This window comes from Sphingomonas sp. KR3-1, assembly GCF_040049295.1.
GTDB lineage: Bacteria > Pseudomonadota > Alphaproteobacteria > Sphingomonadales > Sphingomonadaceae > Sphingomonas.
Window position 1 is genome coordinate 548,789 of record NZ_JBDZDQ010000001.1, and the last position, 25,809, is coordinate 574,597.

At 67.7% G+C, this 25,809-nt stretch carries 29 protein-coding genes; 17 read left to right on the forward strand and 12 right to left on the reverse strand.

Going from position 1 to position 25,809, the window contains the following annotated elements; genetic code table 11:
* The first annotated feature begins 339 nt into the window (after positions 1-339).
* Positions 340-945 (forward strand): tail fiber protein, encoded by a 606-nt coding sequence (locus ABLE38_RS02705; RefSeq protein ID WP_348972626.1) that lies wholly within the window; start codon positions 340-342, stop codon positions 943-945.
* A gap of 64 nt (positions 946-1,009) precedes the next feature.
* Here the strand turns inward: ABLE38_RS02705 and ABLE38_RS02710 are convergent, their stop codons facing one another.
* Entirely contained in the window at positions 1,010-1,303 is a 294-nt protein-coding gene (locus tag ABLE38_RS02710) for a hypothetical protein (RefSeq protein ID WP_348972627.1), read from the reverse strand.
* 141 nt (positions 1,304-1,444) lie between these two features.
* Here ABLE38_RS02710 and ABLE38_RS02715 point away from each other — a divergent pair, with 141 nt between their 5' ends.
* Positions 1,445-1,957: a GNAT family N-acetyltransferase gene (locus tag ABLE38_RS02715; RefSeq protein ID WP_348972628.1), complete on the forward strand. Its 513-nt coding sequence runs from the start codon at positions 1,445-1,447 to the stop codon at positions 1,955-1,957.
* A 3-nt stretch (positions 1,958-1,960) separates the two neighbouring features.
* Here the strand turns inward: ABLE38_RS02715 and glmS are convergent, their stop codons facing one another.
* The 3 genes from glmS to glmU are packed head-to-tail and all read right to left on the reverse strand — an operon-like array spanning position 1,961 to position 5,580.
* On the reverse strand, positions 1,961-3,784 hold the full coding sequence (glmS, locus tag ABLE38_RS02720; RefSeq protein WP_348972629.1) for a glutamine--fructose-6-phosphate transaminase (isomerizing): 1,824 nt from the start codon (positions 3,782-3,784) through the stop codon (positions 1,961-1,963).
* A gap of 30 nt (positions 3,785-3,814) precedes the next feature.
* Positions 3,815-4,222, reverse strand: a complete 408-nt coding sequence (locus tag ABLE38_RS02725) for a hypothetical protein (protein WP_348972630.1) — start codon at positions 4,220-4,222, stop codon at positions 3,815-3,817.
* The gene (gene glmU, locus ABLE38_RS02730) at positions 4,222-5,580 is read right to left on the reverse strand and encodes a bifunctional UDP-N-acetylglucosamine diphosphorylase/glucosamine-1-phosphate N-acetyltransferase GlmU (RefSeq protein WP_348972631.1); all 1,359 of its coding nucleotides are present in this window, start codon (positions 5,578-5,580) and stop codon (positions 4,222-4,224) included. The genes ABLE38_RS02725 and glmU overlap by 1 nt, the downstream gene beginning before the upstream one ends.
* Positions 5,581-5,923: 343 nt before the next feature.
* Here glmU and ABLE38_RS02735 point away from each other — a divergent pair, with 343 nt between their 5' ends.
* A complete protein-coding gene (locus ABLE38_RS02735; RefSeq protein WP_348972632.1) occupies positions 5,924-6,598 on the forward strand; it encodes an HAD hydrolase-like protein in 675 nt (224 codons plus the stop codon).
* Here ABLE38_RS02735 and ABLE38_RS02740 read toward each other — a convergent pair.
* From ABLE38_RS02740 to ABLE38_RS02765, 6 genes are all read right to left on the reverse strand, one after another.
* Entirely contained in the window at positions 6,595-7,002 is a 408-nt protein-coding gene (locus tag ABLE38_RS02740) for a hypothetical protein (protein ID WP_348972633.1), read from the reverse strand. The two genes, ABLE38_RS02735 and ABLE38_RS02740, sit on opposite strands and share 4 nt — an antisense overlap.
* A gap of 95 nt (positions 7,003-7,097) precedes the next feature.
* A complete protein-coding gene (locus ABLE38_RS02745) occupies positions 7,098-7,505 on the reverse strand; it encodes a DUF4019 domain-containing protein (RefSeq protein WP_348972634.1) in 408 nt (135 codons plus the stop codon).
* Positions 7,506-7,654: 149 nt separating this feature from the next.
* Positions 7,655-8,659 (reverse strand): nucleotidyltransferase family protein, encoded by a 1,005-nt coding sequence (locus ABLE38_RS02750; protein WP_348972635.1) that lies wholly within the window; start codon positions 8,657-8,659, stop codon positions 7,655-7,657.
* Positions 8,656-9,501: an HprK-related kinase A gene (locus ABLE38_RS02755; RefSeq protein ID WP_348974440.1), complete on the reverse strand. Its 846-nt coding sequence runs from the start codon at positions 9,499-9,501 to the stop codon at positions 8,656-8,658. Before ABLE38_RS02755 ends, ABLE38_RS02750 begins: the two co-directional genes overlap by 4 nt.
* The gene (locus ABLE38_RS02760) at positions 9,498-9,779 is read right to left on the reverse strand and encodes an HPr-rel-A system PqqD family peptide chaperone (protein ID WP_348972636.1); all 282 of its coding nucleotides are present in this window, start codon (positions 9,777-9,779) and stop codon (positions 9,498-9,500) included. Before ABLE38_RS02760 ends, ABLE38_RS02755 begins: the two co-directional genes overlap by 4 nt.
* A 145-nt stretch (positions 9,780-9,924) precedes the next feature.
* Complete coding sequence (locus tag ABLE38_RS02765; protein ID WP_348972637.1) at positions 9,925-10,311, reverse strand: hypothetical protein; 387 nt, start codon at positions 10,309-10,311, stop codon at positions 9,925-9,927.
* 121 nt (positions 10,312-10,432) lie between these two features.
* On the opposite strand from ABLE38_RS02765, the gene ABLE38_RS02770 reads away from it, so the two are divergent.
* The 11 genes from ABLE38_RS02770 to ABLE38_RS02820 all read left to right on the forward strand — a co-directional run bounded on the left by ABLE38_RS02770 (position 10,433) and on the right by ABLE38_RS02820 (position 20,992).
* Positions 10,433-11,629: an ATP-binding protein gene (locus tag ABLE38_RS02770; RefSeq protein WP_348972638.1), complete on the forward strand. Its 1,197-nt coding sequence runs from the start codon at positions 10,433-10,435 to the stop codon at positions 11,627-11,629.
* 145 nt (positions 11,630-11,774) lie between these two features.
* Entirely contained in the window at positions 11,775-12,770 is a 996-nt protein-coding gene (locus ABLE38_RS02775) for a substrate-binding domain-containing protein (RefSeq protein WP_348972639.1), read from the forward strand.
* A gap of 52 nt (positions 12,771-12,822) precedes the next feature.
* Entirely contained in the window at positions 12,823-14,199 is a 1,377-nt protein-coding gene (gene pstC / locus ABLE38_RS02780; RefSeq protein ID WP_348972640.1) for a phosphate ABC transporter permease subunit PstC, read from the forward strand.
* Positions 14,192-15,481 (forward strand): phosphate ABC transporter permease PstA, encoded by a 1,290-nt coding sequence (gene pstA / locus ABLE38_RS02785; protein WP_348972641.1) that lies wholly within the window; start codon positions 14,192-14,194, stop codon positions 15,479-15,481. The genes pstC and pstA overlap by 8 nt, the downstream gene beginning before the upstream one ends.
* Positions 15,481-16,266, forward strand: coding sequence for a phosphate ABC transporter ATP-binding protein PstB (gene pstB, locus ABLE38_RS02790; RefSeq protein ID WP_348972642.1), 786 nt, complete (start codon positions 15,481-15,483; stop codon positions 16,264-16,266). The genes pstA and pstB overlap by 1 nt, the downstream gene beginning before the upstream one ends.
* Before the next feature lie 11 nt (positions 16,267-16,277).
* Positions 16,278-16,979, forward strand: coding sequence for a phosphate signaling complex protein PhoU (gene phoU / locus ABLE38_RS02795; RefSeq protein WP_348972643.1), 702 nt, complete (start codon positions 16,278-16,280; stop codon positions 16,977-16,979).
* A 17-nt stretch (positions 16,980-16,996) separates the two neighbouring features.
* Positions 16,997-17,689: a phosphate regulon transcriptional regulator PhoB gene (phoB, locus tag ABLE38_RS02800; RefSeq protein WP_348972644.1), complete on the forward strand. Its 693-nt coding sequence runs from the start codon at positions 16,997-16,999 to the stop codon at positions 17,687-17,689.
* 126 nt (positions 17,690-17,815) lie between these two features.
* The gene (locus ABLE38_RS02805) at positions 17,816-18,109 is read left to right on the forward strand and encodes a hypothetical protein (RefSeq protein ID WP_348972645.1); all 294 of its coding nucleotides are present in this window, start codon (positions 17,816-17,818) and stop codon (positions 18,107-18,109) included.
* 108 nt (positions 18,110-18,217) lie between these two features.
* Entirely contained in the window at positions 18,218-18,613 is a 396-nt protein-coding gene (locus ABLE38_RS02810; protein ID WP_348972646.1) for a Fe-S oxidoreductase, read from the forward strand.
* Between the two features lie 170 nt (positions 18,614-18,783).
* Positions 18,784-19,677: an SDR family NAD(P)-dependent oxidoreductase gene (locus ABLE38_RS02815; RefSeq protein ID WP_348972647.1), complete on the forward strand. Its 894-nt coding sequence runs from the start codon at positions 18,784-18,786 to the stop codon at positions 19,675-19,677.
* A 205-nt stretch (positions 19,678-19,882) separates the two neighbouring features.
* Entirely contained in the window at positions 19,883-20,992 is a 1,110-nt protein-coding gene (locus ABLE38_RS02820; protein ID WP_348972648.1) for a hypothetical protein, read from the forward strand.
* A 90-nt stretch (positions 20,993-21,082) separates the two neighbouring features.
* Here the strand turns inward: ABLE38_RS02820 and ABLE38_RS02825 are convergent, their stop codons facing one another.
* Both ABLE38_RS02825 and epsC read right to left on the reverse strand, forming a co-directional pair.
* Positions 21,083-21,421, reverse strand: coding sequence for a DUF2794 domain-containing protein (locus ABLE38_RS02825; protein ID WP_348972649.1), 339 nt, complete (start codon positions 21,419-21,421; stop codon positions 21,083-21,085).
* Complete coding sequence (gene epsC, locus ABLE38_RS02830) at positions 21,422-22,111, reverse strand: serine O-acetyltransferase EpsC (protein WP_348972650.1); 690 nt, start codon at positions 22,109-22,111, stop codon at positions 21,422-21,424.
* Positions 22,112-22,266: 155 nt separating this feature from the next.
* Between epsC and ABLE38_RS02835 the strand changes: the two genes are divergently transcribed.
* From ABLE38_RS02835 to ahpF, 3 genes are all read left to right on the forward strand, one after another.
* Positions 22,267-23,031 carry a sulfite exporter TauE/SafE family protein gene (locus ABLE38_RS02835; RefSeq protein WP_348972651.1) on the forward strand — a complete coding sequence of 255 codons (765 nt, stop codon included), beginning with the start codon at positions 22,267-22,269 and terminating at the stop codon, positions 23,029-23,031.
* Positions 23,032-23,289: 258 nt separating this feature from the next.
* Entirely contained in the window at positions 23,290-23,853 is a 564-nt protein-coding gene (gene ahpC, locus ABLE38_RS02840; RefSeq protein WP_348972652.1) for an alkyl hydroperoxide reductase subunit C, read from the forward strand.
* 238 nt (positions 23,854-24,091) lie between these two features.
* Positions 24,092-25,669: an alkyl hydroperoxide reductase subunit F gene (gene ahpF, locus ABLE38_RS02845; protein WP_348972653.1), complete on the forward strand. Its 1,578-nt coding sequence runs from the start codon at positions 24,092-24,094 to the stop codon at positions 25,667-25,669.
* Positions 25,670-25,809: the final 140 nt, after the last annotated feature.

Here is a 25,809-nt window from a genome sequence, read left to right on the forward strand (position 1 = left end):
TCACTGGACCGAACTCCCCCGAATAGTCCGACTCGCTTCATAGCGACAATCGACCAATGAACAAGTACTTGCCTGGTTTCATATCGGGATGAAACCGTTTTGGTTCTAACTTGGCTCGCCAAAACAGAGTCATTTCGGCAGTTAAATCATAATTCTATTGCACAGCGCTTCATTGCACGCGTTTATTGTGCACTGCAGCTAGACTAGCTTGTTCCGCTATGCCGATCACGCCATCCCGCAATGATTTCACTACGTGGCGCGAGGCGGACGACCCAATTGTTGCCGTAGCTTAACGAACATCATTACTACTCAACCGGGGAGGTACGTATGGATCCGTATATGGGCCAAATCATGCAGGTCGGCTTCAGCTTCGCACCGAAGGGCTGGGCGACCTGTTCGGGTCAGATAATTTCCATTTCGCAGAGCACCGCGCTCTTCTCGCTCCTCGGCACCATCTATGGCGGCAATGGCCAGTCGACCTTCCAGCTGCCCAACGCCGGCGGCCGCGCCTTGATCGGCACGGGGCAGAGCCCGGGCACCTCCAACTATGCGCTCGGCCAGATTTCCGGCACCGAGAACGTCACGCTCACGACGCAGCAGATGCCGATGCACAATCACAATGCCATCTTCGTGCCCAGCGGCGGCGTGACGCCGCAGGTCCAGGCGATGTCGGGCATCGCCTATGGCACCGAGACCGCGCAGCCGACCGATGGGTGCTTCCTGGGAACCGTGTCGGAGCCGGACACTTCGCCGCGCCTCTTCGTCCCGGCCGGGACGACGGGCGGCACCGCGGTCAACATCGGCGGCGTGAGCATGTCGGGCGCCTTTGGCGGTGCGGTCAACGTCGCCATCAATGGCGGATCGCAGCCCTTCGGCATCATGCAGCCCTATCTGGCGATCACCACGATCATCGCGATGCAGGGCATGTTCCCCTCGCGCAACTGATCCGTCGCCATCGACAGGACCGGCCGCGCGGAGCAATCTGCGCGGCCGTTCTCTTTGGCGGATCTCAGGTGAAGATCGCCTGGTAGTGGCGCAGATTGGCGGAAGGCTGAAGCTGGCTGATGAAGATGTTGTACGGCCCGCCTTTGCCGCAATCGAACTCATAGGTCTCGTCGAGCAGGAAGACATGGGCAGGCGCATCGAAGAACAGCGAGAAGGGCTCGCGGAAATCGAGCGCGCGGGCGAAGGGCGGGCGCCGCTCGATGCGCTCCAGCGTCAGCTCCACTGCCGTCGGCAGCGTGTTCACGCGGACCTTGCGGCCCACCCAGGGCTCGAAATCCTCCGGCTTCAGCAACTGCATGCTCTCTCCCCCAAGCTGTCTTGCCGCGCACCCTGCCGCGTTGTGGAGGCAAGGTGAAGCGGGCAAAGTCCTGAAATGGATGCATTGGCGACAGGCCCTGCATGGACGGCAGCCTTGCCGCGCTTCCCTCGTCGTCGCGGGGTGCCGCTCGACGATGCACCGTTGCGGAGCGCAGGGATCCGGCTTCGCGCCGCCGAGCAGCATGACCTCCCCGCCCTCGCCCGTCTGCACGCATTGTGGCGGATGCCCGAGTTGCTGGTCGCGCCGTGGAGCGCCGCGCAGAAACAGGCGTTCCTCGACGAGCAGTTCGCCCTGCAGCACGCCCATTATGTCCGTCACTTCGCGCGGGCGGACTTTTGGGTTATCGTTGAGGGAGGGGCTCATGCGCCGGTGTGCGGGCAGCTCTATCTCGACCGTTCGCAGGCCGAATGGCGGCAAATCGCGGTGCTACTCGGCCCCGATCTGCGCGGACGGGGCGTAGGATCGGCGATATTGCGCTGGATCCAGCACGCCGCGACCGCGGCGGGCGCGACCGGCATCACCCTGCATGTCGGCATCACCAACCCGCAGGCGCAGGCGCTCTACCGCCGGCTCGGCTTTGTCGACCTGCCCGGCGGCGACGGCAGCAACCTGCCGATGCGCTGGACGCCCTGAGCGCTATTCGACGGTGACCGACTTGGCGAGGTTGCGCGGCTGGTCGACGTCCGTGCCCTTGGCCACCGCGACGTGATAGGCGAGCAGCTGCACCGGCACCGCATAGACCAAAGGCGCGATCAGCGGGTGGACCTTGGGCATGGTGATCGTCGCGACGCAGCCCTCGCCCGCCGCTTCGATCCCGTCATAGTCCGAGATCAGGATCACCTTGCCGCCGCGCGCCTGCACTTCCTGCATGTTGCTGACGGTCTTCTCGAACAGCGGACCCGAAGGGGCGATCACGATCACCGGCACGGCATCGTCGATCAGCGCGATCGGGCCATGCTTCATCTCGCCGGCGGCATAGCCCTCGGCGTGGATATAGCTGATTTCCTTGAGCTTCAGCGCGCCTTCCAAAGCGAGCGGATAATCGGTGCCGCGACCGAGATAGAGCACGTCGCGCGCGGCGGCGACCACGCCGGCCATCGCCTGGATCGCCTCGTCATAGGCAAGCGCGCCGTTGAGCGCCGCCGGCGCCTCGGCAAGGTGCTTGACCAGCGCCCGCTCATCGGCCTCGGACAGCCGGCCCTTGGCCTTGGCGAGGTTGGCGGCGAGCGCGGCGAGCACCGCGAGCTGGCAGGTGAACGCCTTGGTCGAGGCGACGCCGATCTCGGGCCCGGCATGCGTCGGCAGCAGCAGGTCCGCCTCGCGCGCCATCGAGCTGGTCGGGACATTGACCACCGCGGCGATCGTCTGGCCCTCGGCACGGGCATGGCGCAGCGCCGCGAGCGTGTCGGCGGTCTCGCCCGACTGGCTGATGACGATCATCAGCCCGCCCTCCTCCATCACCGGCGCGCGGTAGCGGAACTCGCTGGCGACATCGAGGTCGACCGGCACGCGGGCGAACTGCTCGAACCAGTATTTGGCGACCATGCCGGCATAGAAGCTGGTGCCGCAGGCGACGATGGTGACGCGCTTGACCGCCGACAGGTCGAAGTCCGGGATCGGCAGCGTCACCTTCTCTTCCATGCGCTGGAGATAGGCGCGCAGCGTCTGGGCGACGACGATCGGCTGCTCATAGATCTCCTTGAGCATGTAGTGCCGGTGATTGCCCTTGGAGACGAGCTCGCCGGTGACGCCCGAAATGGTGATCGGGCGCTCGACGGGGTTGTTGTCCTTGTCGAAGATCTCGGCGCCGCCCTGCGTGATGACGACCCAGTCGCCTTCCTCAAGATAGGCGATGCGCTGGGTGAGCGGAGCGAGCGCCAGCGCATCGGAGCCGAGATAGGTCTCGCCATCGCCATAGCCGACGACCAGCGGCGAGCCGAGCCTTGCACCGACCAGCAGGTCCGGGTGCTGGCGGAACAGGATGGCGAGCGCGAAGGCGCCGTGCAGGCGCGGCAGCACGTCGCGCACGGCATCGGCAGGAGCCATGCCCGCCTCGACCTTCTCGCTGACCAGGTGCGCGACGACTTCGGTGTCGGTCTCGCTCTCGAACTTGCGGCCGCGCGCGATCAGCTCGTCGCGCAGCGTCTTGAAGTTCTCGATGATGCCGTTGTGGACCAGCGCGACTTCGCCGGTGGCATGCGGATGCGCGTTGTTCGTGGTCGGGCCGCCATGCGTCGCCCAGCGGGTATGGGCGATGCCGGTGGTGCCGGGCAGCGGGTTGGCCGCCAGCTCCTTGCCGAGATTGACCAGCTTGCCCGAGGCGCGGCGGCGCTCGATCCGGCCATCGACATCGGTGGCGATGCCGGCCGAATCATAGCCGCGATATTCGAGGCGCTTGAGCCCGTCGTACAGCCGCTCGGCGACGTCTTCCTTGCCGACGATCCCAACGATTCCGCACATGCTTTGGGTGTTCCTGCTTGAGCCCGGCGATCAGCCGAGGATTTCGATCTGGTCGATGGAATCGACCGCAATACGCGTCTGGAAATGCGAGCCGATCGGCACGCGGCGGGCAGTGCCCTTCACGCGCACCCGCTTGCCGACCAGCTTGTCTTCGGGATAGCCGCCAAGCTTCTGCTTCAGCGCGGCGATCGCCGCCGAATGCAGCTCGATGGTGAGGTTGCCGGGGTCCCGATAATTGGCCGCCGAATTCAGATAGACGTTGAAGCCGCCGGCACCGGCCGATGCGACGACGTACTCGAACACGCCCTCCACCGCGCCGGTCTTGGATGCGGCGACTGCCTCGATCGTCTGGACCGGGTTCATCGGCGCCGCGGTCTGCGCGAGCGCCGGCGTGGCGAATATGAGCGAAAGGATCGCAACCTGGGTCCGCATACGCATCACTTCTTCGCCGCCTCCTTCTTCGCCTTCATCGCCGCGCGGAACTTGCGCGCCCAGCCCGGCTTCACCTGCTGTTCGGCCCGCGTGATCCCGAGCGCATCGCTCTCGACATCGCGGGTGACCACCGATCCGGCGCCCACGATCGCGCCGTCACCGATCGTGACCGGCGCGACCAGTGCGCTGTTGCTTCCTACAAAGGCGCCGTTTCCTATGACTGTCCGGTACTTTAAAAATCCGTCATAATTGCAGGTGATCGTGCCCGCGCCGATATTGGCCCCCGCCCCCACCGAGGCGTCGCCGATATAGCTGAGATGGTTCACCTTGGCGCCCGGGCCGATCACGGCCTTCTTCACCTCGACGAAATTGCCGACCTTGGCGCCCTGCTCCAGCCGCGCGCCGGGGCGCAGGCGGGCATAGGGGCCGACATCGGCGCCCGACAGGATCTCGGCGCCTTCGATATGGCTGAAGGCGCGGAGGGTGACGCGGTCCGCCACGCTTACGCCGGGGCCGAACACGACGTTCGGCTCGATCGTCACGTCGCGGCCGACCTGGGTGTCATAGGCGAACCACACCGTCTCCGGCGCGATCAGCGTGGCGCCCTCGACCATCGCGCGGGTGCGGCGGCGCTGCTGCCACTCGAACTCGAGCCCGGCCAGCTCGCCGCGGCTGTTCACCCCGGCGACCTCGATCGCATCGGTCTCGACCCCCACCGCGAAGCGCCCCTCGGCGCGGGCGAGCTCGACCAGGTCGGTCAGGTAATATTCGCCGGCGGCGTTGTCGCTCCTGAGCTGGGCGAGCAGGCGGAACAGGTCCGCCGAGCGCACCGCCATCAGGCCGGAATTGCAGAGGGTCACCGCCCGCTCCTCGGGCGTCGCGTCCTTGTACTCGACGATCTTCTCGAGCCGGCCATCGGCACCGACGATCACCCGGCCATAGGCGCCCGGGTCGGCGGGGCGGAAGCCGAGCACGACCACGCTGGGGCCGCCCTCGCCGTGCAGCGCATCGAGCATCCGGCGCATCGTCTCGGTGGTGACCAGCGGCACGTCGCCATAGAGGATGAGGACATCGCCCTGGAAACCGGCAAGCGCCGCCTCCGCCATGCGCACGGCATGGCCGGTGCCGAGCTGCTCGGCCTGCTCGGCGGTCTCGACGCCGAGCGGATGGACCGCCGCCTCGACCTGCTCCTTGCCCGCGCCCACCACCACGACCTCGCGCTCGGCGCCCAGCGCCTTCACGCTGTCGATCAGGTGAAGCAGCATCGGCCGCCCGGCGATGGGATGGAGCACCTTGTGGGTGTCCGACTTCATCCGGGTGCCCTTGCCGGCCGCTAGGATGATGGCTGCAATCGGTGCGGTCATTGGTCTCTCCGTTAGGGTGTGTACCCGGTCCCCGCAATGGCCGTGATCGCCCAGAGAAGGCCGCTGGCAAGGAAGGTCGCGCAGTCGCGTAGCGGCGCTACGCGCAAGCGATCCTGACGCCGTCCAGCGGCCTTCCCTGGGCGACCCCTTCGGGGCGGGCGGCTTTTGACGCACAGCGGCGTCTCTCGTCGGTCACGATGCAAAGGCATCGCTCCCTCCTCGTTCCTACCTGTGCGCCAAAATCCGCTCCGTCACGACCGTTGCGGGGACCGGGTACACACCCTACCGCCCCTGCCACGATCGTCTTGCCAATTCCATAGCCGTGCTGGCAGGCAGCACCGCGATGGCTGATTTCCCCTTCGATATCGTCGGTTTCGACCTGGACGGCACGCTGATCGACACCAGCGCCGACCTGGCCGGCGCCGTGAACCACGCGCTCGACCTGGCCGGGCGCCCCCGGCTCGACATGGCGGCGGTGATGACCATGGTCGGGCGCGGCGCCAAGCATATGCTGGAGCAGGCGCTGGAGGCCTCGGGCGGCTATGACGAAACGCTGATGGCGCGCGTCTATCCGGCGCTGCTCGACTGGTACCGCGACCATGTTGCCGACCAGTCGCGCCCCTTTCCGGGCATGATCGCGGCGCTCGACGACCTTGCGGCGCGCGGCGTGACGCTGGCGATCGTCACCAACAAGTTCGAATATCTCGCGGTGAAGCTGATCGAGGAACTGGGCTTGGCGCCGCGCTTCGCGACGATCATCGGCGGCGACACGATGGGCAAGGGCAATGCCAAGCCCTCCGCCCTGCCGATCCAGGAGATGATCCGGCGCTGCGGCGGCGGGCGCGCGGCGTTCGTCGGCGATTCGATCTACGACACGCTGGCGGCGAAGAATGCCGGGGTGCCGAGCGTCGCGGTCCGCTTCGGCTTCCTCGCCCAGCCGGTGGAGGAGCTGGGCGCCGACGCCGTGATCGACAGCTTCGACGCGCTGGTGCCGGCGCTGGCGCGGCTGGGCGCCTAGTTCAGCGCCTGCCCGTCGGCGCTGACCCGGTAGCCGGCGAGCGAGGGCTTCTCGCCATCGATGCGGAAGGTGAGCTTCTCGCGCGCCAGGCCATGCTCATATTGCACGTCCTGGTCGAGCACCACGAAGTGGCGGCCGTTGGTGAAATTGTCGTTCCATCCCGCGGTCTTGGCCCATTGCTCCCGCCCGAGCCGGGCATGCACCGCGCCGAGCCGCTTGAGCCATTTGTCCTGCGGCGTGGCGGCGCGCAGGTCGGGCGCGGCCTGAGCATAGGTATCGGCGAACCGGCCGGCATTGAGCATGTGGTGGAAGCTGGTGGCGGCATCTTCCGCCGCGGGAACGGCCTTGCCGATCGAACAGCCCGCCAGCGCCAGCACCGCCGCCGACATCCCCAGAATACGCATGCGCCCGCTCCGTCCGTTTTGCCGGCGCCCTTGCCATTGGAGGGGAGCGATGTCGATGGAATCACGCGCGTTTTTGCGCTGGCGGAGCGGCCGGGCTAGTTCGCGATCAGCGCGTTCGAGTTGACGTGATATTCCTGAAGCACTGCCTTGCCGTCCGCAATCGAATAGGCGAACTGCTCTTGCGCGGTGCCGTGCTCATATTGCGCTTCCTGGTTGAGCACGATGACATGGTCGTTGGTGTTGAAATTGTCGTTCCAGCCCACCGTCTTGGCCGAGCGGAGCTTGCCAAGCTTCTTGTGCACCGCGCCGACGAGCCCGAGCCATTGCGCCTGGGGCGTTGCGCTGCGGAACTGCGGCGTGGTGTTCTTCCAGGTCTCATCGAGCTTCCCGGAATCGAGCAGTTGATGGAAGCGAACGGCCTCAGCCTCGGCAACGGGAAGGTCCTTGCCGATCGAACAGCCCGAAAGCACCAGCGCCGCTATGGCGATCCTCAGAACCCGCATCGATTTCCCCCTAATTCCTGACCCCGGGCAGACTGCCATTGCGGCGAAGCGATGTCGACGCGCCAGGTGCGATTTCCCTGCCAATGCAATCCACTATGCGGCATCCTCTCCACATCGCAAGAATTTGCTCCCGTTATGTTTCAGGCGGTTCAGCCGAGCGGGCGATGGCCCTTGCGGTATTTGGTCCACAGGTGGCGGGCGAGCATCGCGGGGGGCATGCGCAGCCAGTGCGAGCGCAGGTAGAAGGCCTGGCGGAGGAGCTTGCGGGTCTGCCGGCCCCAGCCGTCGCGCGCGGTGAGGCGGCGGAGATAGAGGCGGTCGACCAGGGTGAGGCGGCCGGCCTCGACCGGGGTGCCGTACAGCGCGCGCGACAGGCGCAGGGCGCGGGCCATTTCGGCCTCGAGGCCGTGGTGCCGGGCGCGGTCCGTCAGGCCGGCCGGCACTTCGGACGCCAACAGGCAGTGAATGTCCCAAAGGTTGCGCATGCCGCCGGCCAGATCGCCATCGGCCAGGAGGTGCGCGACCGCGTGCACCAGACGGTCCGGCGCCGAAAGGATGCACAGCCCGTTTTCGAGCGGCTCGGCATCCCGCAGCAGCGCCAGCGGGTCCGGGCGGATTTTCGCGGTACGCGGCAGGATCGTGTGGTGGACGTCGATCATCCGGTCGCGCTCGCGGTGGATGAGCGGGGGCAGCTCGTGCATCCAGCGCCGGTAATAGGCGTCGTCATAGGGATCGGGCTTCACCCATTCCCAGCCGGCGGCGATCAGCGCGGCCTCGACCGCGTCCAGCCGCTCGCGGGGGACCAGGATGTCGAGGTCGCCAATATTGCGGCCGACCGAGGGCGCCAGGCCGGCCGCGGCGAAGGCGGTGCCCTTGAGCAAGACCACCGGCACGCCCAGCGGCGCCAGCGCGCGGCGCGCCATCTCGGCCTCCCACAGCGCGGCGAGGCGGACCTGCCCGGCGGAGGCGATCGCGTCGTCGACCAGGCGCTGGACCTGCGCCGGCAGCGCGAGCCCGTTCAGGCGGTGCGCGAGCGTTCCCGCCATCTGCTCCGCCCGCGCGACGGCGAACAGCTCCGTCCACTCCGCGGGCCGGAAGCCAAGCGCGGTTTCAGGCGCGCGCAGGGCATGGGCGAGGCGCCAGCCGGGGCTCATGCGAGCGCCTCGACCAGCGCGATGCCCGCATCGGTGTCCGGATAGTCGATCGCGCGGGCCGGAACCGTCCGCACGAGCCGGGTCAGCGCCGCGAAGCCGCGCTCGGCCAAATGGACATAGTTGGTCGAGGCCTGGGTAAGGCGTACGAACGCTTCGCTCGGCGGCACCGGGCGCTCGGCCGCCGCGAAGCCGAAGCGGGGAAACAGCAGCAAGGCGGGCTCGGCGGGCAGCTGCTGGGCCCGTATTGCTCGAGCATCGGGGACCAGATGGCGGATGTCGCCCTTGGGCGTGCCGGCGAGCAGCGGGCCGAAGCGACCCTGGGGGTGCGCCGCCTGCGCCACCGCGATGGCCTGGTTCTTGAGGCCGATCAGGCGGGGAAAGGCATGCGCGAGCCCGGTGGCGGGGTCGATCAGCACGAATTCGTCGCCCATCAGCCGCCAGCCGCGCGCCATCAGCAGCGCCGCGAGGGTGGACTTGCCGGCGCCCGAGATGCCGGTCATCAGCACCGCCCGCCCGTCCCGCTCGACCGCGGAGGCGTGGAGCAGCAGGTAACGGCGCTGGGCGAGCGCCATCTGCAGGTTCATCCCCATCTCGGCGGCGAGCAGCCCCTGGGCGAGCGGCAGCGGCGCGGCGTCGGGGATGCTGTAGTCGCCGCCGATCATCACCGCGGGGCGCAGGACCCTGCGCCACGGGCGCGCGGCGAAGAGATGGACGTTGAAGTCCGGGATCTCGGGCCTGGGATAGTCGCGGTAGAGCGCCTCGAGCTGCGCGATCGGCGCGCGCCAGTCGCTGCCGATGCGGAAGCCGACCGGACCGATCGCGAGATGCGCGACGTGCCTCATGGCCATTTCACAAGGCGCTCGACCAGCCCGGCCTCGACCAGCTCGTCGAGGCGCGTGGCGAGCGCGGCGGGATCGGCATCGAGCAGGTCGTAGCGTTGGCCGAGGCGGGCGAGGAGCTCGTTTACGCTGAGCTGGTCGCTGCCGAGCGCCTCGAGCATCTCGGGGACCGGCGCATCGACGACATGGGTGATGCCCGAGGCGCGGTGATAGATCAGCGTGAGCGCGTCGAGCGGGACGATGCGGAGCGTCTCGGGTGCGGCAGCGCGGTAAGTGGTCATACGCCCGCCCCCACCGTCACCCCGGCCTTGTGCCGGGGTCCACGGCGCCGCACCGGAGACGCTAGAACCTCTTGCCCATGACTCGCCTCTCGGTGGACCCCGGCACAAGGCCGGGGTGACGAGGGCGGGAATGGGGCCACGGCGCTCAGCCGCGCGGCATCTGCAGCGAGGCGAAGCAGGTGAAGCCGCTGGTGCCCGATTGCAGGCGGCGGATATAGTTGGTGTAGGCGCGGCTCTGTTCGTAGGTCGTGCCGGGCAGCGTGCCGCCACCCAGCGCGGTCTTGACGTCCTGCGCCTTGAACGGCGTGCCCGCCGCGGGGAAGGCGCCCGGGGTGCCGGCGGGGACGAGCTTGCCGTCGGCCGCGACATACTGGCCGGCGCGGCCGGGATCGGGGACCGGGATCTCGCAGTTCATCACCGAGGCATTGGTCTGCGCCAGCGCCGGGCGGATCGAGACGATCGCCGACGCGCTCGCCGCGCCGATCATCAGCGCGCGGCGGCTTGCCTTCGGGAGTTGGTCTTCGTCTGCCATAGCCGCTTGTCCTGCGCCCGCCGGCGTTTCGCAATCGTAAATTGCGGGACACCGCCCTTCCCCGGTCATTCGCGCGAAAGCCGGGTGACGAACCAGCGCCGCGCCCCTAGAAGAGCCGCGAATGCCCTATTCTTCCGGTATCAAGGCGCTCGTGGCGCTCGGCATCGCTGCCGCGGGGGCGCTCGCGGGGCTGTTGCTCAGCGGCGACGTGCAATCGAGCCTGGTGATGCTGGTGTGCAGCGTGGCCGCGGTGCTGGTCGCCACGGCCGGCGGGGAGACGGCCGGGCCGCTCGACGCGGCGCCGAGCGTGGCCGAGGGGCCGGGCATCGCCGAAGTGCTCGATGCGATCGCCGAGCCGGTGCTGCTGATCGCCGATCGCCGGGTGATCGCCGCCAACCCGCCCGCGCGCACGCTGCTGGGCGAGCATATCCTGGGCGAGGACGTGCGCATCGCGATCCGCCACCCCGCCGCCGCCGAGCGACTGATGAACCCGAGCGACGAGAACCCGAGCGCGCCGATCCACCTGGTCGGGCTGGGCACGCGCGACCAGCGCTGGGAGATGCGCGTGACCGCGCTGGCCGATGGCCGCCGGATCGTCCACCTGATCGACCGCACCGGCAGCTATGCCAGCGAGCGCATCCGCGTCGACTTCGTCGCCAATGCCAGCCACGAGCTGCGCACCCCGCTCGCCTCGCTGCTCGGCTATGTCGAGACGCTGGAGGACGGCGCCAACGAAGATCCCGGGCTGAGCAAGCGCTTCCTCAAGATCATGCACGACGAGGCGCGCCGGATGCAGCGCCTGATCGACGACCTGATCTCGCTGAGCCGGATCGAGGCGGAGAAATATCGCGCACCGGACAATCCCGTCGCGCTCGACGAGCTGATCGACGAAGTGTGCCTCGAGCTTTCGGGCGCGCCGCGCGCGGCCGATGTGGTTACCGAGATCGCCGAGACCCAGCCGGTGCGCGGCGATGCCTCGCAGCTGAGCCAGCTGCTTCACAACATCATCGGCAATGCGATGAAGTATGGCCGCGAAGGCACCCCGATCCTGGTCAGCCTGGTGCCCGAAGGCGATACGATGGTGCGGCTGACCGTGACCGACCAGGGCGAAGGAATCGCTCCCGAGCATCTGCCGCGGCTGACCGAGCGCTTCTACCGCGTCGATTCGGGGCGCAGCCGCACGCTGGGCGGCACCGGCCTTGGCCTGTCGATCGTCAAGCACATCGCCGAGCGGCACCGCGGCCGCTTCGACATCGCGAGCACCGTCGGCAAGGGCTCGACAGTGACGGTGCTGCTGCCCATCCACCGCCAGCCCTGACCCCCTGTGTCATGAACCTGTCACGCTAGAGGCCGAAGGGCGCCGCTGGGGGGCGACCGTCCAGGCGCGTGCCCGCGATTCTTTTCAATCCCAGGGACAGGAGACGGCGATGCTTGGCAGACTTGCGCTTTTCGCGTTTTCCGCAGTGGCTCTTTCGGCTTGCGACGGCGGCACCACCCGCCCGATCCGCGCCGTGGGGTCCTCGACCGTCTTCCCCTTCACCACCGCGGTGGCCGAGGCATTCGTCAACCAGGACAAGCGCCGCGCCGCGCCGGTGATCGAATCGATCGGCTCGGGTGCGGGCTTCCGTGCGTTCTGCGAGGGCGTGGGATCGCAATTCCCCGATATCGCCAACGCCTCGCGCCGGATGAAGCGCACCGAATATGACACCTGCCAGAAGAACAATGTCGGCGAGATCATGGAAGTCGAGATCGGCCTCGACGGCGTGGTGCTGGCCGAGAGCAACAAGGGGCCGCGGCTGAAGCTCACCCGCAAGGACCTGTACCTCGCGCTCGCCGCCAACCCGATGGGCAAGCCGAACACCGCCAAGACCTGGCACGACGTCAACCCGTCGCTGCCCAACATCCCGATCTATGTGATGGGCCCGCCCTCGACCAGCGGCACGCGCGACGCCTTTTCGGAGCTGATGCTCGAGCCGGGCTGCCTCGAGGCCTATCCCGAGGCCAAGACGATCAAGGCCGGCGCCGATCCCGCCAAGTTCCAGGACGCCTGCCTGCGCATCCGCGACGACGGCCCCTATGTCGACAAGGGCGAGAACGATAACCTCATCGTCCAGGGCCTGAGCCAGAACCCCAATGCGCTGGGGATCTTCGGCTATTCCTATCTCGAGGAGAATATCGACCGGCTGCACGGCACGCCGATCGAAGGCATCGAGCCGACCAACAACGACATCGTCACCGGCAAATATCCGGGCGGCCGCCCGCTGTTCATCTATGTGAAGAAGCGCCACATCAAGGCGGTGCGCGGGATGCAGGATTTCCTGACGCTCTATTCGACGATGTGGAAGCCCAAAGGCGAGCTGACCAAGCGCGGGCTGATCGCGGCGCCGAGCGAGGTGCAGGACAAGTCGGCGGAGATCATCGACAAGGGGATTGCGCTCGATCCCGCCCAGTTGCACTGAACGAGGACATCATCTCCCATTCTTGCGAATCCCGACTTGAGTTGACGTCCTGGTGAATGTCTTCGCGCTCCTGTTCGTCGTGGCCGGCCTTGGCCTGATCGGCTGGCTGACGGCGCGCGCCCGCGCCGTGCGGTTCGACCGCGGCGGACAGAAGCGCCTCCACTCGCTGCCCTCGCAGCACGGCTGGTACGTCGCGATGTGGACGATGCTGCCGGCGCTGCTGTTCATCGCGGTGTGGAGTTCGCTGAGCCCGGCGCTGATCAAGGAACAGGTGCTCAAGGCGCCGGCTGCGGCGCAACTCTCGGACTTCGCCTTCGAGCGCGACACGGTCCTTGGCGAGGCGCGCGACGTGGCGCTCGGCCGGGCGGACTCGACCTTCGACCCCACCGCCGAGGCGCTGGTCGATCCGATGCGCGACGCGATCCGCTTCTATGGCTGGACCGGCACGGGCATCGCGATCCTGCTCGCCTTTGCCGGCGGCGCCTTCGCCTTCACCCGGATCAGCCCCGCCTTCCGGGCGCGGACGCGGGTCGAGCGCGGGCTGATGCTGATCCTGCTGATCGCCTCGCTGATCGCGATCCTGACGACGCTCGGCATCTTCCTGTCGCTGTTCTGGGAATCGATGCGCTTCTTCGCGGTGGTGCCGCCGCAGGACTTCCTGTTCGGCACGCATTGGAGCCCGCAGCTGATCGACCCGGCGAGCCCGGGCAAGTCGCTGGGCGCGGTGCCGCTGTTCTGGGGGACCTTCTTCATCGGCGCGGTGATCGCGATGCTGGTCGCGATCCCGTTCGGGCTGATGAGCGCGATCTACCTGACCCAGTACGCCGCGCCGCGCGTGCGCCGCTGGATGAAGCCGATGCTCGAGATCCTCGCCGGCGTGCCGACCGTGGTCTATGGCTATTTCGCCGCGCTGACCGTGGCGCCGGCGGTGCGCGACTTCGCGGTGATGCTCGGCATGCCCTTCGCCTCGGCCGAGAGCGCGCTGGCGGCGGGGCTGGTGATGGGGGTGATGATCATCCCGTTCGTCTCCTCGCTCGCCGACGACTCCATCGCCGCGGTGCCCGATGCGATGCGCGACGGCAGCCTGGCGATGGGCGCGACCAATTCGGAGACGATCTCGCGCGTGCTGCTGCCCGCGGCGCTGCCGGGCGTGGTGGCGGGCGTGCTGCTCGCCGTCTCCAGAGCGATCGGCGAGACGATGATCGTGGTGATGGCCGCCAGCGGCGCCGCCAACATCACGCTCAACCCGTTCGAGAGCGCCACGACGGTGACCAAGCAGATCGTCGACCTGCTGACCGGCGAGAGCGAGTTCGACAGCCCCAAGACGCTGGCCGCCTTCGCGCTGGGCCTGACGCTGTTCGTGATCACCCTGCTGCTCAACATCGTCGCGCTGCGCGTCGTCAAGCGGTACCGCGAAGCCTATGAATAAGCCCGCCGCCTCGCCCGCGCCCGAGCGCGCACCGACCGACTGGAAGGCCGCGGCGATGCAGAAGCGCATCCGCCGCCGCTATGCGGCCGAGCGGCGCTTCAAGCTGTTCGGGATGCTCGCGGTGATCCTTTCCGCCGCGTTCCTTGCCTTCCTGATCTTCACCATGGTGGCGAACGGCGCGCGGGGCTTCGTGCGCAGCGAAGTGGCACTGACCTTCGACTTCCCCAAGCTGGGGATGGCGATCGACCGCGCGCACCTGTCGACGCCGGGCGCCGACCTGGCGCTGTCGGGCGCCGGACTGCAGGACAAGGTCGAGACCGCGGCGCTGGGCACCGGCGACACCTCGCTCGCCGCGAACAGCGCCTGGATCACGGTGCGCGAGCGGATCAAGGCGCATCCCGCGATCCTCGACGGCCCGGCGACGATCTGGGTGCCCGCCTCGACCGCGATCGAGATGGGCGCGCGCGGCCAGGGCGCCGGCAAGGCCGACGCCGAGCGCCTCCGCCAGGCCGGACGGCTGCGCAGCGGCTTCAACTGGGGCTTCTTCAGCGAGAGCAACTCGAACGATCCGGTCGCGGTGGGCATCTGGGGCGCGCTCAAGGGCTCGCTGCTGACCATGCTGGTCACCTTCCTGATCGCCTTCCCGGTAGGCGTGCTCTCGGCGATCTACCTCGAGGAATATGCGCCGAAGAACCGCTGGACCGACCTGATCGAGGTGTCGATCAACAACCTGGCGGCGGTGCCGTCGATCATCTTCGGCCTGCTCGGGCTCGCGGTGTTCCTCGGCACCTGGCAGATCGGCGGGCACACCTTTGGCCCGCTCTTCCCGCGTTCGGCGGCGGTGGTCGGCGGGCTGACGCTCGCGCTGATGATCATGCCCGTCATCGTCATCGCCAGCCGCAACGCGATAAAGGGCGTGCCGCCCTCGATCCGCGACGCCGCGCTCGGCATCGGCGCGAGCCGGATCCAGGTGGTGTTCCACCACGTCCTGCCGCTCGCCATGCCCGGCATCCTGACCGGCACGATCATCGGCATGGCGCGCGCCCTCGGCGAGACCGCGCCGCTGCTGCTGATCGGCATGCGCGCGTTCATCGTCAATCCGCCGCACGGCTTCACCGATCCAGCCACCGTGCTGCCGGTCCAGATCTTCCTGTGGTCCGACGAAGTCAGCCGCGGGTTCGTCGAGAAGACCAGTGCGGCGATCATCGTGCTGCTGGTGTTCCTGCTCGCCATGAACGGGCTCGCCATCTATCTTCGCAACAAGTTCGAGACCCGCTGGTAATGACCGACGCCTCCCCTTCCCCGCTCGGCGCGCACAAGATGTCCGCACGCGGCGTCAGCGTGTCCTATGGCGACAAGCAGGCGATCCGCGACGTCTCGATCGACGTCGACATGGATCATGTGACCGCGTTCATCGGCCCGTCGGGCTGCGGCAAGTCGACCTTCCTGCGCACGCTCAACCGGATGAACGACACCATTCCGAGCGCGCGGGTGATCGGCGACATCACGCTCGACGGCGAGGACATCTATTCGCAGGCGATGGACGTGGTGCAGCTGCGCGCCCGCGTCGGCATGGTGTTCCAGAAGCCGAACCCCTTCCCCAAGTCGATCTACGAGAATGTCGCCTATGGCCCGCGCATCCACGGCCTGGCCGCCTCCAAGGGCGCGCTGGACGGGATCGTCGAGCAGTCGCTGAAGCGCGCCGGCCTGTGGGACGAAGTGAAGGACCGGCTGAGCGACAGCGGCACGGCGCTTTCCGGCGGCCAGCAGCAGCGCCTCTGCATCGCGCGGGCCATTGCGGTCGATCCCGAAGTGATCCTGATGGACGAGCCCTGCTCGGCGCTCGATCCGATCGCCACCGCCAAGATCGAGGAGCTGATCCACGAGCTGCGCGGCAAATATGCGATCGTGATCGTCACGCACAACATGCAGCAGGCGGCGCGCGTCAGCCAGAAGACCGCCTTCTTCCATCTCGGCCAGCTGGTCGAATATGGCGACACCGACAATATCTTCACCGCGCCGAGGCAGGAGCGGACGAAGGATTACATTACCGGCCGATACGGCTAGGAGTTAGCGTTATGGCGACCAGCCACGAACATACCGTCAAGGCGTTCGATCAGGACATCGGGCAGCTGCGCGCGCTCATCTCGCAGATGGGCGGCCTCGCCGAACAGGCGATCGAGGATGCGATGCTGGCGCTTTCGCGCGGCGACGCCACGCTCGCCAACGAAGTGCGCCTGAAGGACAAGCAGATCGACGCGATCGAGGCGGAGCTGGAAAAGCTCGTCGTCCGCGTCATCGCGCTGCGCGCGCCGATGGCGGATGACCTGCGCGAAGTGATCGCCGCGCTCAAGATCGCCGCGGTGGTCGAGCGGATCGGCGACTATGCCAAGAACATCGCCAAGCGCGTGCCGCTGATCCATGCCGAGGGCGAGGACCGGATCGAAGTCGTCTCGATCCTCCCCGCAATGGGCCAGCTGGCGGCGGACATGGTGCACGACGTGCTCGACGCCTATTCGGCGCGCGATGCCCAGGCAGCGGTGCGGATCTGCGCGCGCGACAACGCGCTCGACGATTTCTACGATTCGATCTTCCGCACGCTGGTGACCTATATGGTCGAGAATTCGAAGACGATCAGCCAGGTGGCGCACCTGCTGTTCGTCGCCAAGAATCTGGAGAGGATCGGCGATCACGCCACCAACGTGGCGGAGATGGTCTATTTCGCGGCGACAGGCGATTACATGGCCGAGCGCGAAACCGGCGAAACCCAAGCGAACTGAGCGGGGAACGGGGAAACATGGCCCGAGTGAAGATGCTTCTCGTCGAGGACGACGCCGCGATTGCGGAGCTCGTCGCCTATCACTTCAAGCGCGAAGACTATGAGGTGAAGCACACGCCAGACGGCGAGGAAGCCTTGCTTCTCGCCAAGGAAGCGACGCCCGACATCGTCCTGCTCGACTGGATGGTCGAGGGGCTTTCGGGGATCGAGGTCTGCCGGCGCCTGCGCCGCATGCCCGAGACCGCGAACGTGCCGATCATCATGCTCACCGCGCGCGGCGAGGAGGAGGACCGGGTGCGCGGGCTCGAGACGGGCGCGGACGATTACGTGACCAAGCCCTTCTCGCCGCGCGAGCTCGTCGCCCGCGTCGGCGCGGTGCTGCGCCGCGTGCGCCCGGCGCTGGCCGGCGAGGCGCTGATCTATTCGGACATCGAGATGGACACGGTGGGCCACAAGGTCCGCCGCGGCGGCGAAGTGGTCCAGCTCGGGCCGACCGAGTTCCGGCTCCTGAAGCACTTCCTCGAGCATCCCGGCTGGGTGTTCTCGCGCGAGCGGCTGCTCGACGCGGTGTGGGGGCATGACAGCGACATCGAGAGCCGGACCGTGGACGTCCACATCCGGCGCCTGCGCAAGGCGATCAACCACGGCAACCGGCCGGACATCATCCGCACCGTGCGCTCGGCGGGGTATGCGCTCGACGCGGGGAATTGAGGGTACCCTCCCCTCCCTGCACGGGAGGGGAGCTCGATGAAGCCGATTTAACGAAACCATCCCCCTGCCTCCGCGTTGCTGGGTCCGGGCGTACCGAACGCGCCCGGTTCCCAGGAGAACTCCCCCATGAAACTCCTTGCACTGGCAGCCGCGCTGACGCTCGTCACCGGCGCGGCCCACGCGCAGACCTCTGCCCAGAAGGCGCAGTCGCCGACCAACAACGAAGCCAGCAAGATCGGCGGCTATGCCCCGACCGCTCCGCTGTTCAGCGGCGGCGTGGCGCCGCCCCCGGGCACCCAGGTGGTGTTCGTGCCGAACACCCAGACCCCCACCGAAGCCTTCCCGCCGCCGGCGCCGAAGGAGAGCTATCCGATCTGCAAGCGCGGCCAGTTCGACGGCTGCCGCCAGCGCGGCGGCTGAGCGCGAACCGCCCTTTTTACGGGACGAAAATGTGCCGGGCGCGCAACGTTGCGCCCGGCACATGCGTTTCGGGGCGTGAAGGCGGGGGATGAAGAGAGGAAAGCTCGCATGAAGTTCTTGCTCCTGGCATCGGCCCTGGCGTTTGGCGGCACCGCCATCGCGCAGGACATGCCCCAGACCGCGCCGCAGACCACCCCGGCTCCGGCACCGACCCCGCCGACGCCGCCGGTCGACACCCCGGCAACGCCGACGGCTCCGGCCGAGCCGGCAATGCCGGCTACCCCCGAGGCGGCGCCCGCCCCGGCGACCAACCCGCCGCCCGCGGCACCGATGACGCCCGCGGCCCCGGATGCGGCGACCGCGCCCACGCCGCCGGCTCCCCCTGCACCGCCGGCCGCGCCCGACGCCACGGCAGCCGCTCCCGCCGCGCCGATGCCTTCGGACCCGAAGAGCTATCCGCGCTGCTCGAAGACCATCAAGGACCATTGCCGCCAGGGGCGGTAGTTTTCCTCGCCGTCACCCCGGCGAAAGCCGGGGTCTCGTGCGGCTCCTGTCCCGCGCCACCGCCGAGATCCCGGCTTTCGCCGAGGTTACGGTTGTGGGGCGGGATAACGGTTAGGGGTTGCGAGGCTCCCCGCCCCGCCTAAGCTCCCTCCGACAACGGGAGAGCCGCAATGACCATCGACTTCAAGGACCGCGTCGCCATCGTCACCGGGGCCGGCGGCGGGCTGGGCCGGGGCTATGCACTCGAGCTGGCGAAGCGCGGCGCCAAGGTGGTGGTCAACGACCTGGGCGGCGCGCGCGACGGCACCGGCCATTCGGACGCGGCGCTGAAGGTGGTCGAGGAGATCGAGGCGCTGGGCGGCGAGGCGATCTCGAACGGCGGCAGCGTCACCGACTATGCCCACATGGTCGCGATGGTCGAGGCGGCAAAGGCCAAATGGGGCCGGATCGACATCCTGATCAACAATGCCGGCGTGCTGCGCGACAAGAGCTTCGCCAAGATGGAGCCCGAGGACTTCAAGTTCGTCGTCGACGTCCATCTGATCGGCTCGGCGAACTGCACCAAGGCGGTGTGGGAGACGATGCGCGAGGCGAATTACGGCCGCATCCTGATGACCGCCTCCTCGACCGGACTGTTCGGCAATTTCGGCCAGGCGAATTACGGCGCCGCCAAGCTCGGCCTCGCCGGGCTGACCAAGACGCTCTACCTCGAAGGCGCGAAATACGGGATCAAGGTCAACACGATCGCGCCGGTGGCCGGCACGCGGATGACCGAGGACCTGTTCCCCGAGGAAGCCTTCAAGGCCTTCGCGCCCGAGAATGTCGCGCCCGCCGCGCTGTTCCTGGTCAGCGAGGATGCGCCGACCAACATGATCGTGGGCGCCGGCGGCGGCGTGGTCCAGGCCGCTTATGTCACGCTCACCCAAGGAGCCAAGCTCGCCGAGCTAACGCCCGAGGCGGTGCAGGCGCAATGGGGGCAGATCACCGACCGGACCGGCGAGATCGTGCCCGGATCAGGGGCGGAGCAGACGATGCTGATCCTGAGCAAGCTGCAGAAGGGGTAAACCTTCCCCTTCCCCGTCATCCCCGCGACGGCGGGCACCCATCTCGTGACGGCGCAACAGATACGGTCGTTGTGTTTGGGGATAGTCCGGGAGATGGGCCCCCGCTTTCGCGGGGGTGACGGATTGGAGGCTGGGGTTTAGCGCCTCACCGTATTGCTTCACTAACACACACATGGTATATCGTCCCCAACAGGAGGAGACTGCCATGTATAGCGAAAGCGATCTGGCCAGCGCCGTGGAAGCGGGGGCGCTTTCGCCTGCCGCCGCCAACGCGCTGCGCAACTATGTCGCCGAGCGCCGATCGGCGCCTGCGGTGGACGAAGAGCATTTCAAGCTGCTCACCGGCTTCAACGACATCTTCGTGGCGATCGCCGCCGCGCTGATCCTCGTCGCCGCGGCACGCATCGGCGCCTATTTCGGCGTGATGCTGATCGGCGCGGGGCCGGAGGAGCGGATGGTCGGCGGCAACATGATCGGCGGGGGCTTCGCCGTGGCCGCGACCAGCTGGATGCTCGCCGAATATTTCACCGCCCGGCGCCGGATGGCGCTCCCCTCGATCCTGCTCATGCTCGGCTTCACCGGCGGCGTGGCGGCGGGGCTTGCGGGCATCTTCGCCGCCAACATCCCGTGGATCGAGGAGCAGATGCACCTCGCCTCGGACCTGCAGAAGCAGCAGCTCGCCGGCGGCGTTGCCGCGGTGGTCGGCCTGCTGACCGCGGCGGCGACCTGGATCCACTGGAAGCGCTTCATGGTGCCGATCACCGTTGCGGCGGGGGCCATGGCGATCGTCGGCGTCGGCGTGGCGCTGGTGCTCGCCTTCGTGCCCCAGGCGAAGGACTGGGTGAACGAGATGCTGCTCGTCGCGGGCGTGGCGATGTTCTTCTTCGCGATGCGCTGGGACATGAGCGACCTGCAGCGCCGCACGCGCCGCTCGGACGTGGCCTTCTGGCTGCACCTCGCCGCGGCGCCGCTGATCGCGCACCCGGTGTTCCACATGCTCGGCGTGTTCGACGGCGAGGTGACCGGCCCGATCGCGGCGGTGGTGATCGCGCTCTACCTGGTGTTCGCCTTCGTGGCGCTGGCGGTCGACCGGCGCGCGCTGCTCGTCTCCAGCCTGATCTATGTGCTCTGGGCGATGTATGCGCTGTTCCAGGCGACCGGCGCGGTCGAGCTGGCCGCCGCGCTCACCGCGCTGGTGATCGGATCGGCGCTGCTGCTCCTCTCCGCCTTCTGGCAGCCGATGCGCCGGATCGTGGTGAGCCTGCTCGGCGGGCTCGAGGAGCGGCTGCCGCCCACCCAGATCGTCACGGCCTGACACCACTCTGTGCCGTGGCGCGGAAAGTCAGGTCCCCAGCCCGGCTTTCCCATTGCTGCCCCTCCCGTGCCCCGGCGCGGGAGGGGTTTTTCATTCCTCGACCAGCTTCATCAGCCGGCGTTCGACCGGCGCGAGGACGGGGCCCAGCTCGTGGCCGCGCTTGAGGATCATGCCGCCCTCGCCCACCAGCAGCCACATGCCTTGGCGGTTGCGCAGGCTCGGGCGCTTCTCGATGCGGAATTCCGGGCGCTCGGCGGCGCGGCGGAAGGCGGCGAAGACCGCGGCGTCGGTATCGAACGACATCGCATAGTCGCGCCAATGGCCGGCGGCGACCATGCGGCCGTAGAGATCGAGGATGCGGGTGAGCTCCAGGCGCTCGAAGCCGACCTGGCCGGGACGTCCGATCGGGAGCGGCGTGACGGTACCCATCTAGGCGCTGTCGCGCTGCTCCCCGGCCGCGTGGCGCTCGGCGAGCACGGCGTCGAGCCGCTTGCGCATCGCCTCCAGCTCGCAGCGCATGATCTCGAGCTTCTGCGTGGCGGGATCGAACAGCTCGCTGCACGGCGTGCCATAGGGGACGAAGCCCTTCTGCCACTTCTCTGCCTCGACCAGGGTCGGCTTGGCCGGGATGCCGACCATCACCGCGCCTTCGGGCACGTCCTTGGTGACCACCGCATTGGCGCCGACGCGGGCGCGCTCGCCCACCGTGATCGGCCCGAGCACCTGCGCGCCCGAGCCGAGGATCACGCCGTTCAGCAGCGTCGGGTGGCGCTTGCCGGCCACGCCATTGTCCGGACTGGTGCCGCCCAGGGTGACGCACTGGTAGATCGTCACGTCGTCGCCGATCTCCGCGGTCTCGCCGATCACGACGAAGCCGTGGTCGATGAAGAAGTTGCGGCCGATCCTGGCGCCGGGATGGATGTCGATCGCCGTCACCCAGCGCGACCAGTGATTGACCACACGGGCGAGGAAATAGAGGCGCGCGCCGAACAGCGCATGCGCGATGCGGTGATAGCCGAGCGCCCAGACGCCCGGATAGAGCAGGATTTCCGCACGGGATCGCGGCGCGGGATCGCGCGCCTTGATCGAATCCAGATACGCCACCAGGCGCTGAAACATGGCCGGTCCCCTTTTGTGGGTGTCCACATAATAGCTAAACCACCGGAATTCCAGAACAGCCCATCCTGCGCTTTGCCGCGCTAAACAGGATGTATCTTGTTGGAACTTGCGGGGCCGGTCATCCATTCCGTCCCGGCCCAACCTTCAAGGTGCGAATGATCTTTGGAATAGACCTGTCCGCCCTGTTGCCGTTCGTGGCCGTCGGCTTCGCCGCCCAGATGGTGGACGGCGCGCTGGGGATGGCCTTTGGCGTGATCAATTCGACCTTGCTGGTGAGCGTTATGGGCGTGCCGCCGGCGCACGCCTCCGCCATGGTCCACACCGTCGAGACCTTCACCACCGCAGCGTCGGGCGCCAGCCATGTCTGGCACAAGAACGTCAACTGGAAGCTGTTCGGCCGGTTGCTGATCCCCGGCGTGATCGGCGGCGTGCTCGGCGCCTATGTGCTGAGCAGCGTCGACGCCTCGGTGACGCGGCCGTTCGTGATGACCTATCTCGCGAGCATCGGCATCTACCTGCTCTACCGCGCCTGGCGCGGGACGGTGGAGCCGCGCGAGCCCAGGATCATCGAGCCGCTCGGCCTGGCCGGCGGGTTCCTCGATGCGGCGGGCGGCGGCGGCTGGGGACCGGTGGTGACCAGCAACCTGCTCGTCCAGGGCGCGAGCCCGCGCACCACGATCGGCACGGTGAACACGGTGGAGTTCTTCCTCACCGCCACCGTCTCGGCCGCGTTCATCGCGACGCTGGGCTGGGCGGCGTTCACGCTGCAGACGGTGGGCATCCTGATCGGCGGGCTGATCGCCGCGCCGTTCGGCGGATTCCTGGCGAAGCGCGTGCCGACGCGCGCGCTGATGGCGCTGGTCGGCGTGCTGCTGACGATCACCAGCGCCTATTCGGTCTATGCCGCGCTGACGCATTGATCGCCCCGGCTCGCGCCGGCCAAATCTTTGCAGTGCAGCAGTTTTCGTTGTCGGCGTCCGGTCTCCAGCATGCGTCTGACTTTGGTGTGCAGCCCATAACTGCACAGCATTGCATATAATTCACGGGATCAATCAATTTGTCGCAACTGATCGATTAAAGCGATCACCCCGAACGGGCTTTCCAATTTCACATTGCGACGCAGCAACCCTATCTGCGGCATTGCAACAACAACCCCCGTTCCGGAGGAATACCAAGCAATGGCTCTCATCGGCAGCACCATCAAGCCGTTCACCGCGCAGGCCTTCAAGGAAGGCAAGTTCGTGCAGGTCACCGACGCGGACACGAAGGGCAAGTGGGCGGTGTTCTTCTTCTACCCGGCCGATTTCACCTTCGTGTGCCCGACCGAGCTCGAGGACCTGGCGGATATCTACCCGCAGCTCCAGAAGATGGGCGTCGAGGTCTATTCGGTGTCGACCGACACCCATTTCAGCCACAAGGCCTGGCACGACACCTCGCCGGCGATCGGCAAGATCAACTACTACATGCTGGGCGACCAGAACCACGTGCTGTCGACCAACTTCGACGTGCTGCGTGAGGGCCAGGGCCTGGCCGATCGCGGCACCTTCGTCGTCGATCCCGAGGGCGTGATCCAGCTGGTCGAGATCACCAGCGAGGGCGTCGGCCGCAACGCCGCCGAGCTGCTCCGCAAGATCAAGGCCGCGCAGTACATCGCCGCGCACCCGGGCGAAGTCTGCCCCGCCAAGTGGGAAGAGGGCGAAGCCACGCTGGCGCCGTCGCTCGACCTGGTCGGCAAGATCTGATCCCCCAGACGCCCGTTAGCCCCCTGGCGGGCGTCCATGCGGCCCGGGACGGCAGGTTTCCTTTCGTCCCGGGCCGTTTTGTATCCAGCTCGCCGCCCCGGCCTGGTGCCGGGGTCCACCGAGCAACCGGCGACGCCGCCAGCGCGTGTGCTGACGGCCTCCCCAAACAGCCACCGCCGATATCTCGCGGCGCGGTGGACCCCGGCACAAGTCCGGGGTGACGAAGAAGGAAAATACCATGCTCGACGCAAATTTGACCCAGCAGCTCAAGGGCTATCTCGCGAACATCCGCGAGCCGATCGAGCTTGTCGCCTCGCTGGGCGACGATGCGAAGTCGCGCGAGCTGGAGGCGCTGCTGAACGAGATCGCCGCGCTCTCGGACAAGGTGTCGGTCGTCCGCACCGATGACGATGCCCGCAAGCCGAGCTTCCTGATCCACCGCACCGGCACCGATATCGGCGTGCGCTTCGCCGGGCTGCCGATGGGGCATGAGTTCACCTCGCTGGTGCTCGCGCTGCTCCAGGTCGGCGGCCATCCGAGCAAGGCCGCGCAGGAGCTGATCGAGCAGGTCAAGAACCTGGACGGCGACTTCACCTTCGAGACCTATTTCTCGCTCTCCTGCCAGAACTGCCCGGACGTGGTGCAGGCGCTCAACCTGATGGCGGTGCTCAACCCGCGCATCCGCCACGTCGCGATCGACGGCGGACTGTTCCCGGCCGAGGTCGAGGAACGCAAGGTGATGGCGGTGCCGACCGTGTTCCTCAACGGCGAGCCCTTTGCCAGCGGCCGGATGGAGCTGGAGCAGATCGTCGCCAAGATCGACACGGGCGCGGCCAAGCGCACTGCAGCGAAGATCGCGGCCAAGGACCCGTTCGAGGTGCTGGTGATCGGCGGCGGGCCTGCCGGCGCCGCGGCGGCGATCTACGCCGCGCGCAAGGGCATCCGCACCGGCATCGCGGCGGAGCGCTTCGGCGGCCAGGTGCTCGACACCATGTCGATCGAGAACTTCATCTCGGTGCCGCACACCGAGGGGCCGAAGCTCGCCGCGCATCTCGAGCAGCACGTCAAGGACTATGACGTCGACATCATGAACCACCAGCTCGGTGCGAAGCTGGTTCCGGCCAAGCACGAGGGCGGGCTGCACGAGGTCATCCTGGCGAGCGGCGCCTCGCTCAAGGCGCGGACCGTGATCCTCTCGACCGGCGCGCGCTGGCGGACGATGGGCGTGCCGGGCGAGGAGGAATATCGCAACAAGGGCGTGACCTATTGCCCGCACTGCGACGGCCCGCTGTTCAAGGGCAAGCGCGTGGCGGTGATCGGCGGGGGCAATTCGGGCGTCGAGGCGGCGATCGATCTGGCCGGGCTGGTCGCGCACGTCACGCTGATCGAATATGACAGCCAGCTGCGCGCCGACGCGGTGCTGCAGCGCAAGCTCGGCAGCCTGCCCAACGTCAAGGTCATCACCTCGGCGCTGACCACGGAAGTGGCGGGCGACGGCGAGAAGCTCACCAGCCTGACCTACAAGGACCGGAGCCACGGCACCGAGCACCAGGTCGAGCTCGAGGGCATCTTCGTCCAGATCGGGCTGGTGCCGAACACCGAGTGGCTGAAGGATGCGATCGCGCTGTCGCCGCGCGGCGAGATCGAGATCGATGCGCGCGGCGAGACCTCGCAGAAGGGCATCTTCGCGGCGGGCGACTGCACGACGGTGCCGTACAAGCAGATCGTGATCGCGATGGGTGCGGGCTCGACCGCGGCGCTCTCGGCGTTCGATTACATGATCCGGCTGCCGGAGGAGTTGAGCGAGGCGGCGTAACCTACTTTCCCCTCCCTGAAAGGGAGGGGATCAGGGGGTGGGTTAGAAAAGGTTGGGGCTCAATGCCCCGGCCTTTTCTTTACCGCGCAGGAGAATGCTCGCTGGCGCTCGCAACCCACCCCCAACCCCTCCCTTTCAGG

Coding starts and splice junctions, on each gene's coding strand:
- ABLE38_RS02705 (WP_348972626.1), top strand. CDS start 340: ATGGGCCAAATCATGCAGGTCGGCTTCAGCTTCGCACCGAAGGGCTGG.
- ABLE38_RS02710 (WP_348972627.1), bottom strand. CDS start 1,303: ATGCAGTTGCTGAAGCCGGAGGATTTCGAGCCCTGGGTGGGCCGCAAG.
- glmS (WP_348972629.1), bottom strand. CDS start 3,784: ATGTGCGGAATCGTTGGGATCGTCGGCAAGGAAGACGTCGCCGAGCGG.
- ABLE38_RS02725 (WP_348972630.1), bottom strand. CDS start 4,222: ATGCGTATGCGGACCCAGGTTGCGATCCTTTCGCTCATATTCGCCACG.
- glmU (WP_348972631.1), bottom strand. CDS start 5,580: ATGACCGCACCGATTGCAGCCATCATCCTAGCGGCCGGCAAGGGCACC.
- ABLE38_RS02735 (WP_348972632.1), top strand. CDS start 5,924: ATGGCTGATTTCCCCTTCGATATCGTCGGTTTCGACCTGGACGGCACG.
- ABLE38_RS02740 (WP_348972633.1), bottom strand. CDS start 7,002: ATGCGTATTCTGGGGATGTCGGCGGCGGTGCTGGCGCTGGCGGGCTGT.
- ABLE38_RS02745 (WP_348972634.1), bottom strand. CDS start 7,505: ATGCGGGTTCTGAGGATCGCCATAGCGGCGCTGGTGCTTTCGGGCTGT.
- ABLE38_RS02750 (WP_348972635.1), bottom strand. CDS start 8,659: ATGAGCCCCGGCTGGCGCCTCGCCCATGCCCTGCGCGCGCCTGAAACC.
- ABLE38_RS02755 (WP_348974440.1), bottom strand. CDS start 9,501: ATGAGGCACGTCGCGCATCTCGCGATCGGTCCGGTCGGCTTCCGCATC.
- ABLE38_RS02760 (WP_348972636.1), bottom strand. CDS start 9,779: ATGACCACTTACCGCGCTGCCGCACCCGAGACGCTCCGCATCGTCCCG.
- ABLE38_RS02765 (WP_348972637.1), bottom strand. CDS start 10,311: ATGGCAGACGAAGACCAACTCCCGAAGGCAAGCCGCCGCGCGCTGATG.
- ABLE38_RS02770 (WP_348972638.1), top strand. CDS start 10,433: ATGCCCTATTCTTCCGGTATCAAGGCGCTCGTGGCGCTCGGCATCGCT.
- pstA (WP_348972641.1), top strand. CDS start 14,192: ATGAATAAGCCCGCCGCCTCGCCCGCGCCCGAGCGCGCACCGACCGAC.
- pstB (WP_348972642.1), top strand. CDS start 15,481: ATGACCGACGCCTCCCCTTCCCCGCTCGGCGCGCACAAGATGTCCGCA.
- phoU (WP_348972643.1), top strand. CDS start 16,278: ATGGCGACCAGCCACGAACATACCGTCAAGGCGTTCGATCAGGACATC.
- phoB (WP_348972644.1), top strand. CDS start 16,997: ATGGCCCGAGTGAAGATGCTTCTCGTCGAGGACGACGCCGCGATTGCG.
- ABLE38_RS02805 (WP_348972645.1), top strand. CDS start 17,816: ATGAAACTCCTTGCACTGGCAGCCGCGCTGACGCTCGTCACCGGCGCG.
- ABLE38_RS02810 (WP_348972646.1), top strand. CDS start 18,218: ATGAAGTTCTTGCTCCTGGCATCGGCCCTGGCGTTTGGCGGCACCGCC.
- ABLE38_RS02815 (WP_348972647.1), top strand. CDS start 18,784: ATGACCATCGACTTCAAGGACCGCGTCGCCATCGTCACCGGGGCCGGC.
- ABLE38_RS02820 (WP_348972648.1), top strand. CDS start 19,883: ATGTATAGCGAAAGCGATCTGGCCAGCGCCGTGGAAGCGGGGGCGCTT.
- ABLE38_RS02825 (WP_348972649.1), bottom strand. CDS start 21,421: ATGGGTACCGTCACGCCGCTCCCGATCGGACGTCCCGGCCAGGTCGGC.
- epsC (WP_348972650.1), bottom strand. CDS start 22,111: ATGTTTCAGCGCCTGGTGGCGTATCTGGATTCGATCAAGGCGCGCGAT.
- ABLE38_RS02835 (WP_348972651.1), top strand. CDS start 22,267: ATGATCTTTGGAATAGACCTGTCCGCCCTGTTGCCGTTCGTGGCCGTC.
- ahpC (WP_348972652.1), top strand. CDS start 23,290: ATGGCTCTCATCGGCAGCACCATCAAGCCGTTCACCGCGCAGGCCTTC.
- ahpF (WP_348972653.1), top strand. CDS start 24,092: ATGCTCGACGCAAATTTGACCCAGCAGCTCAAGGGCTATCTCGCGAAC.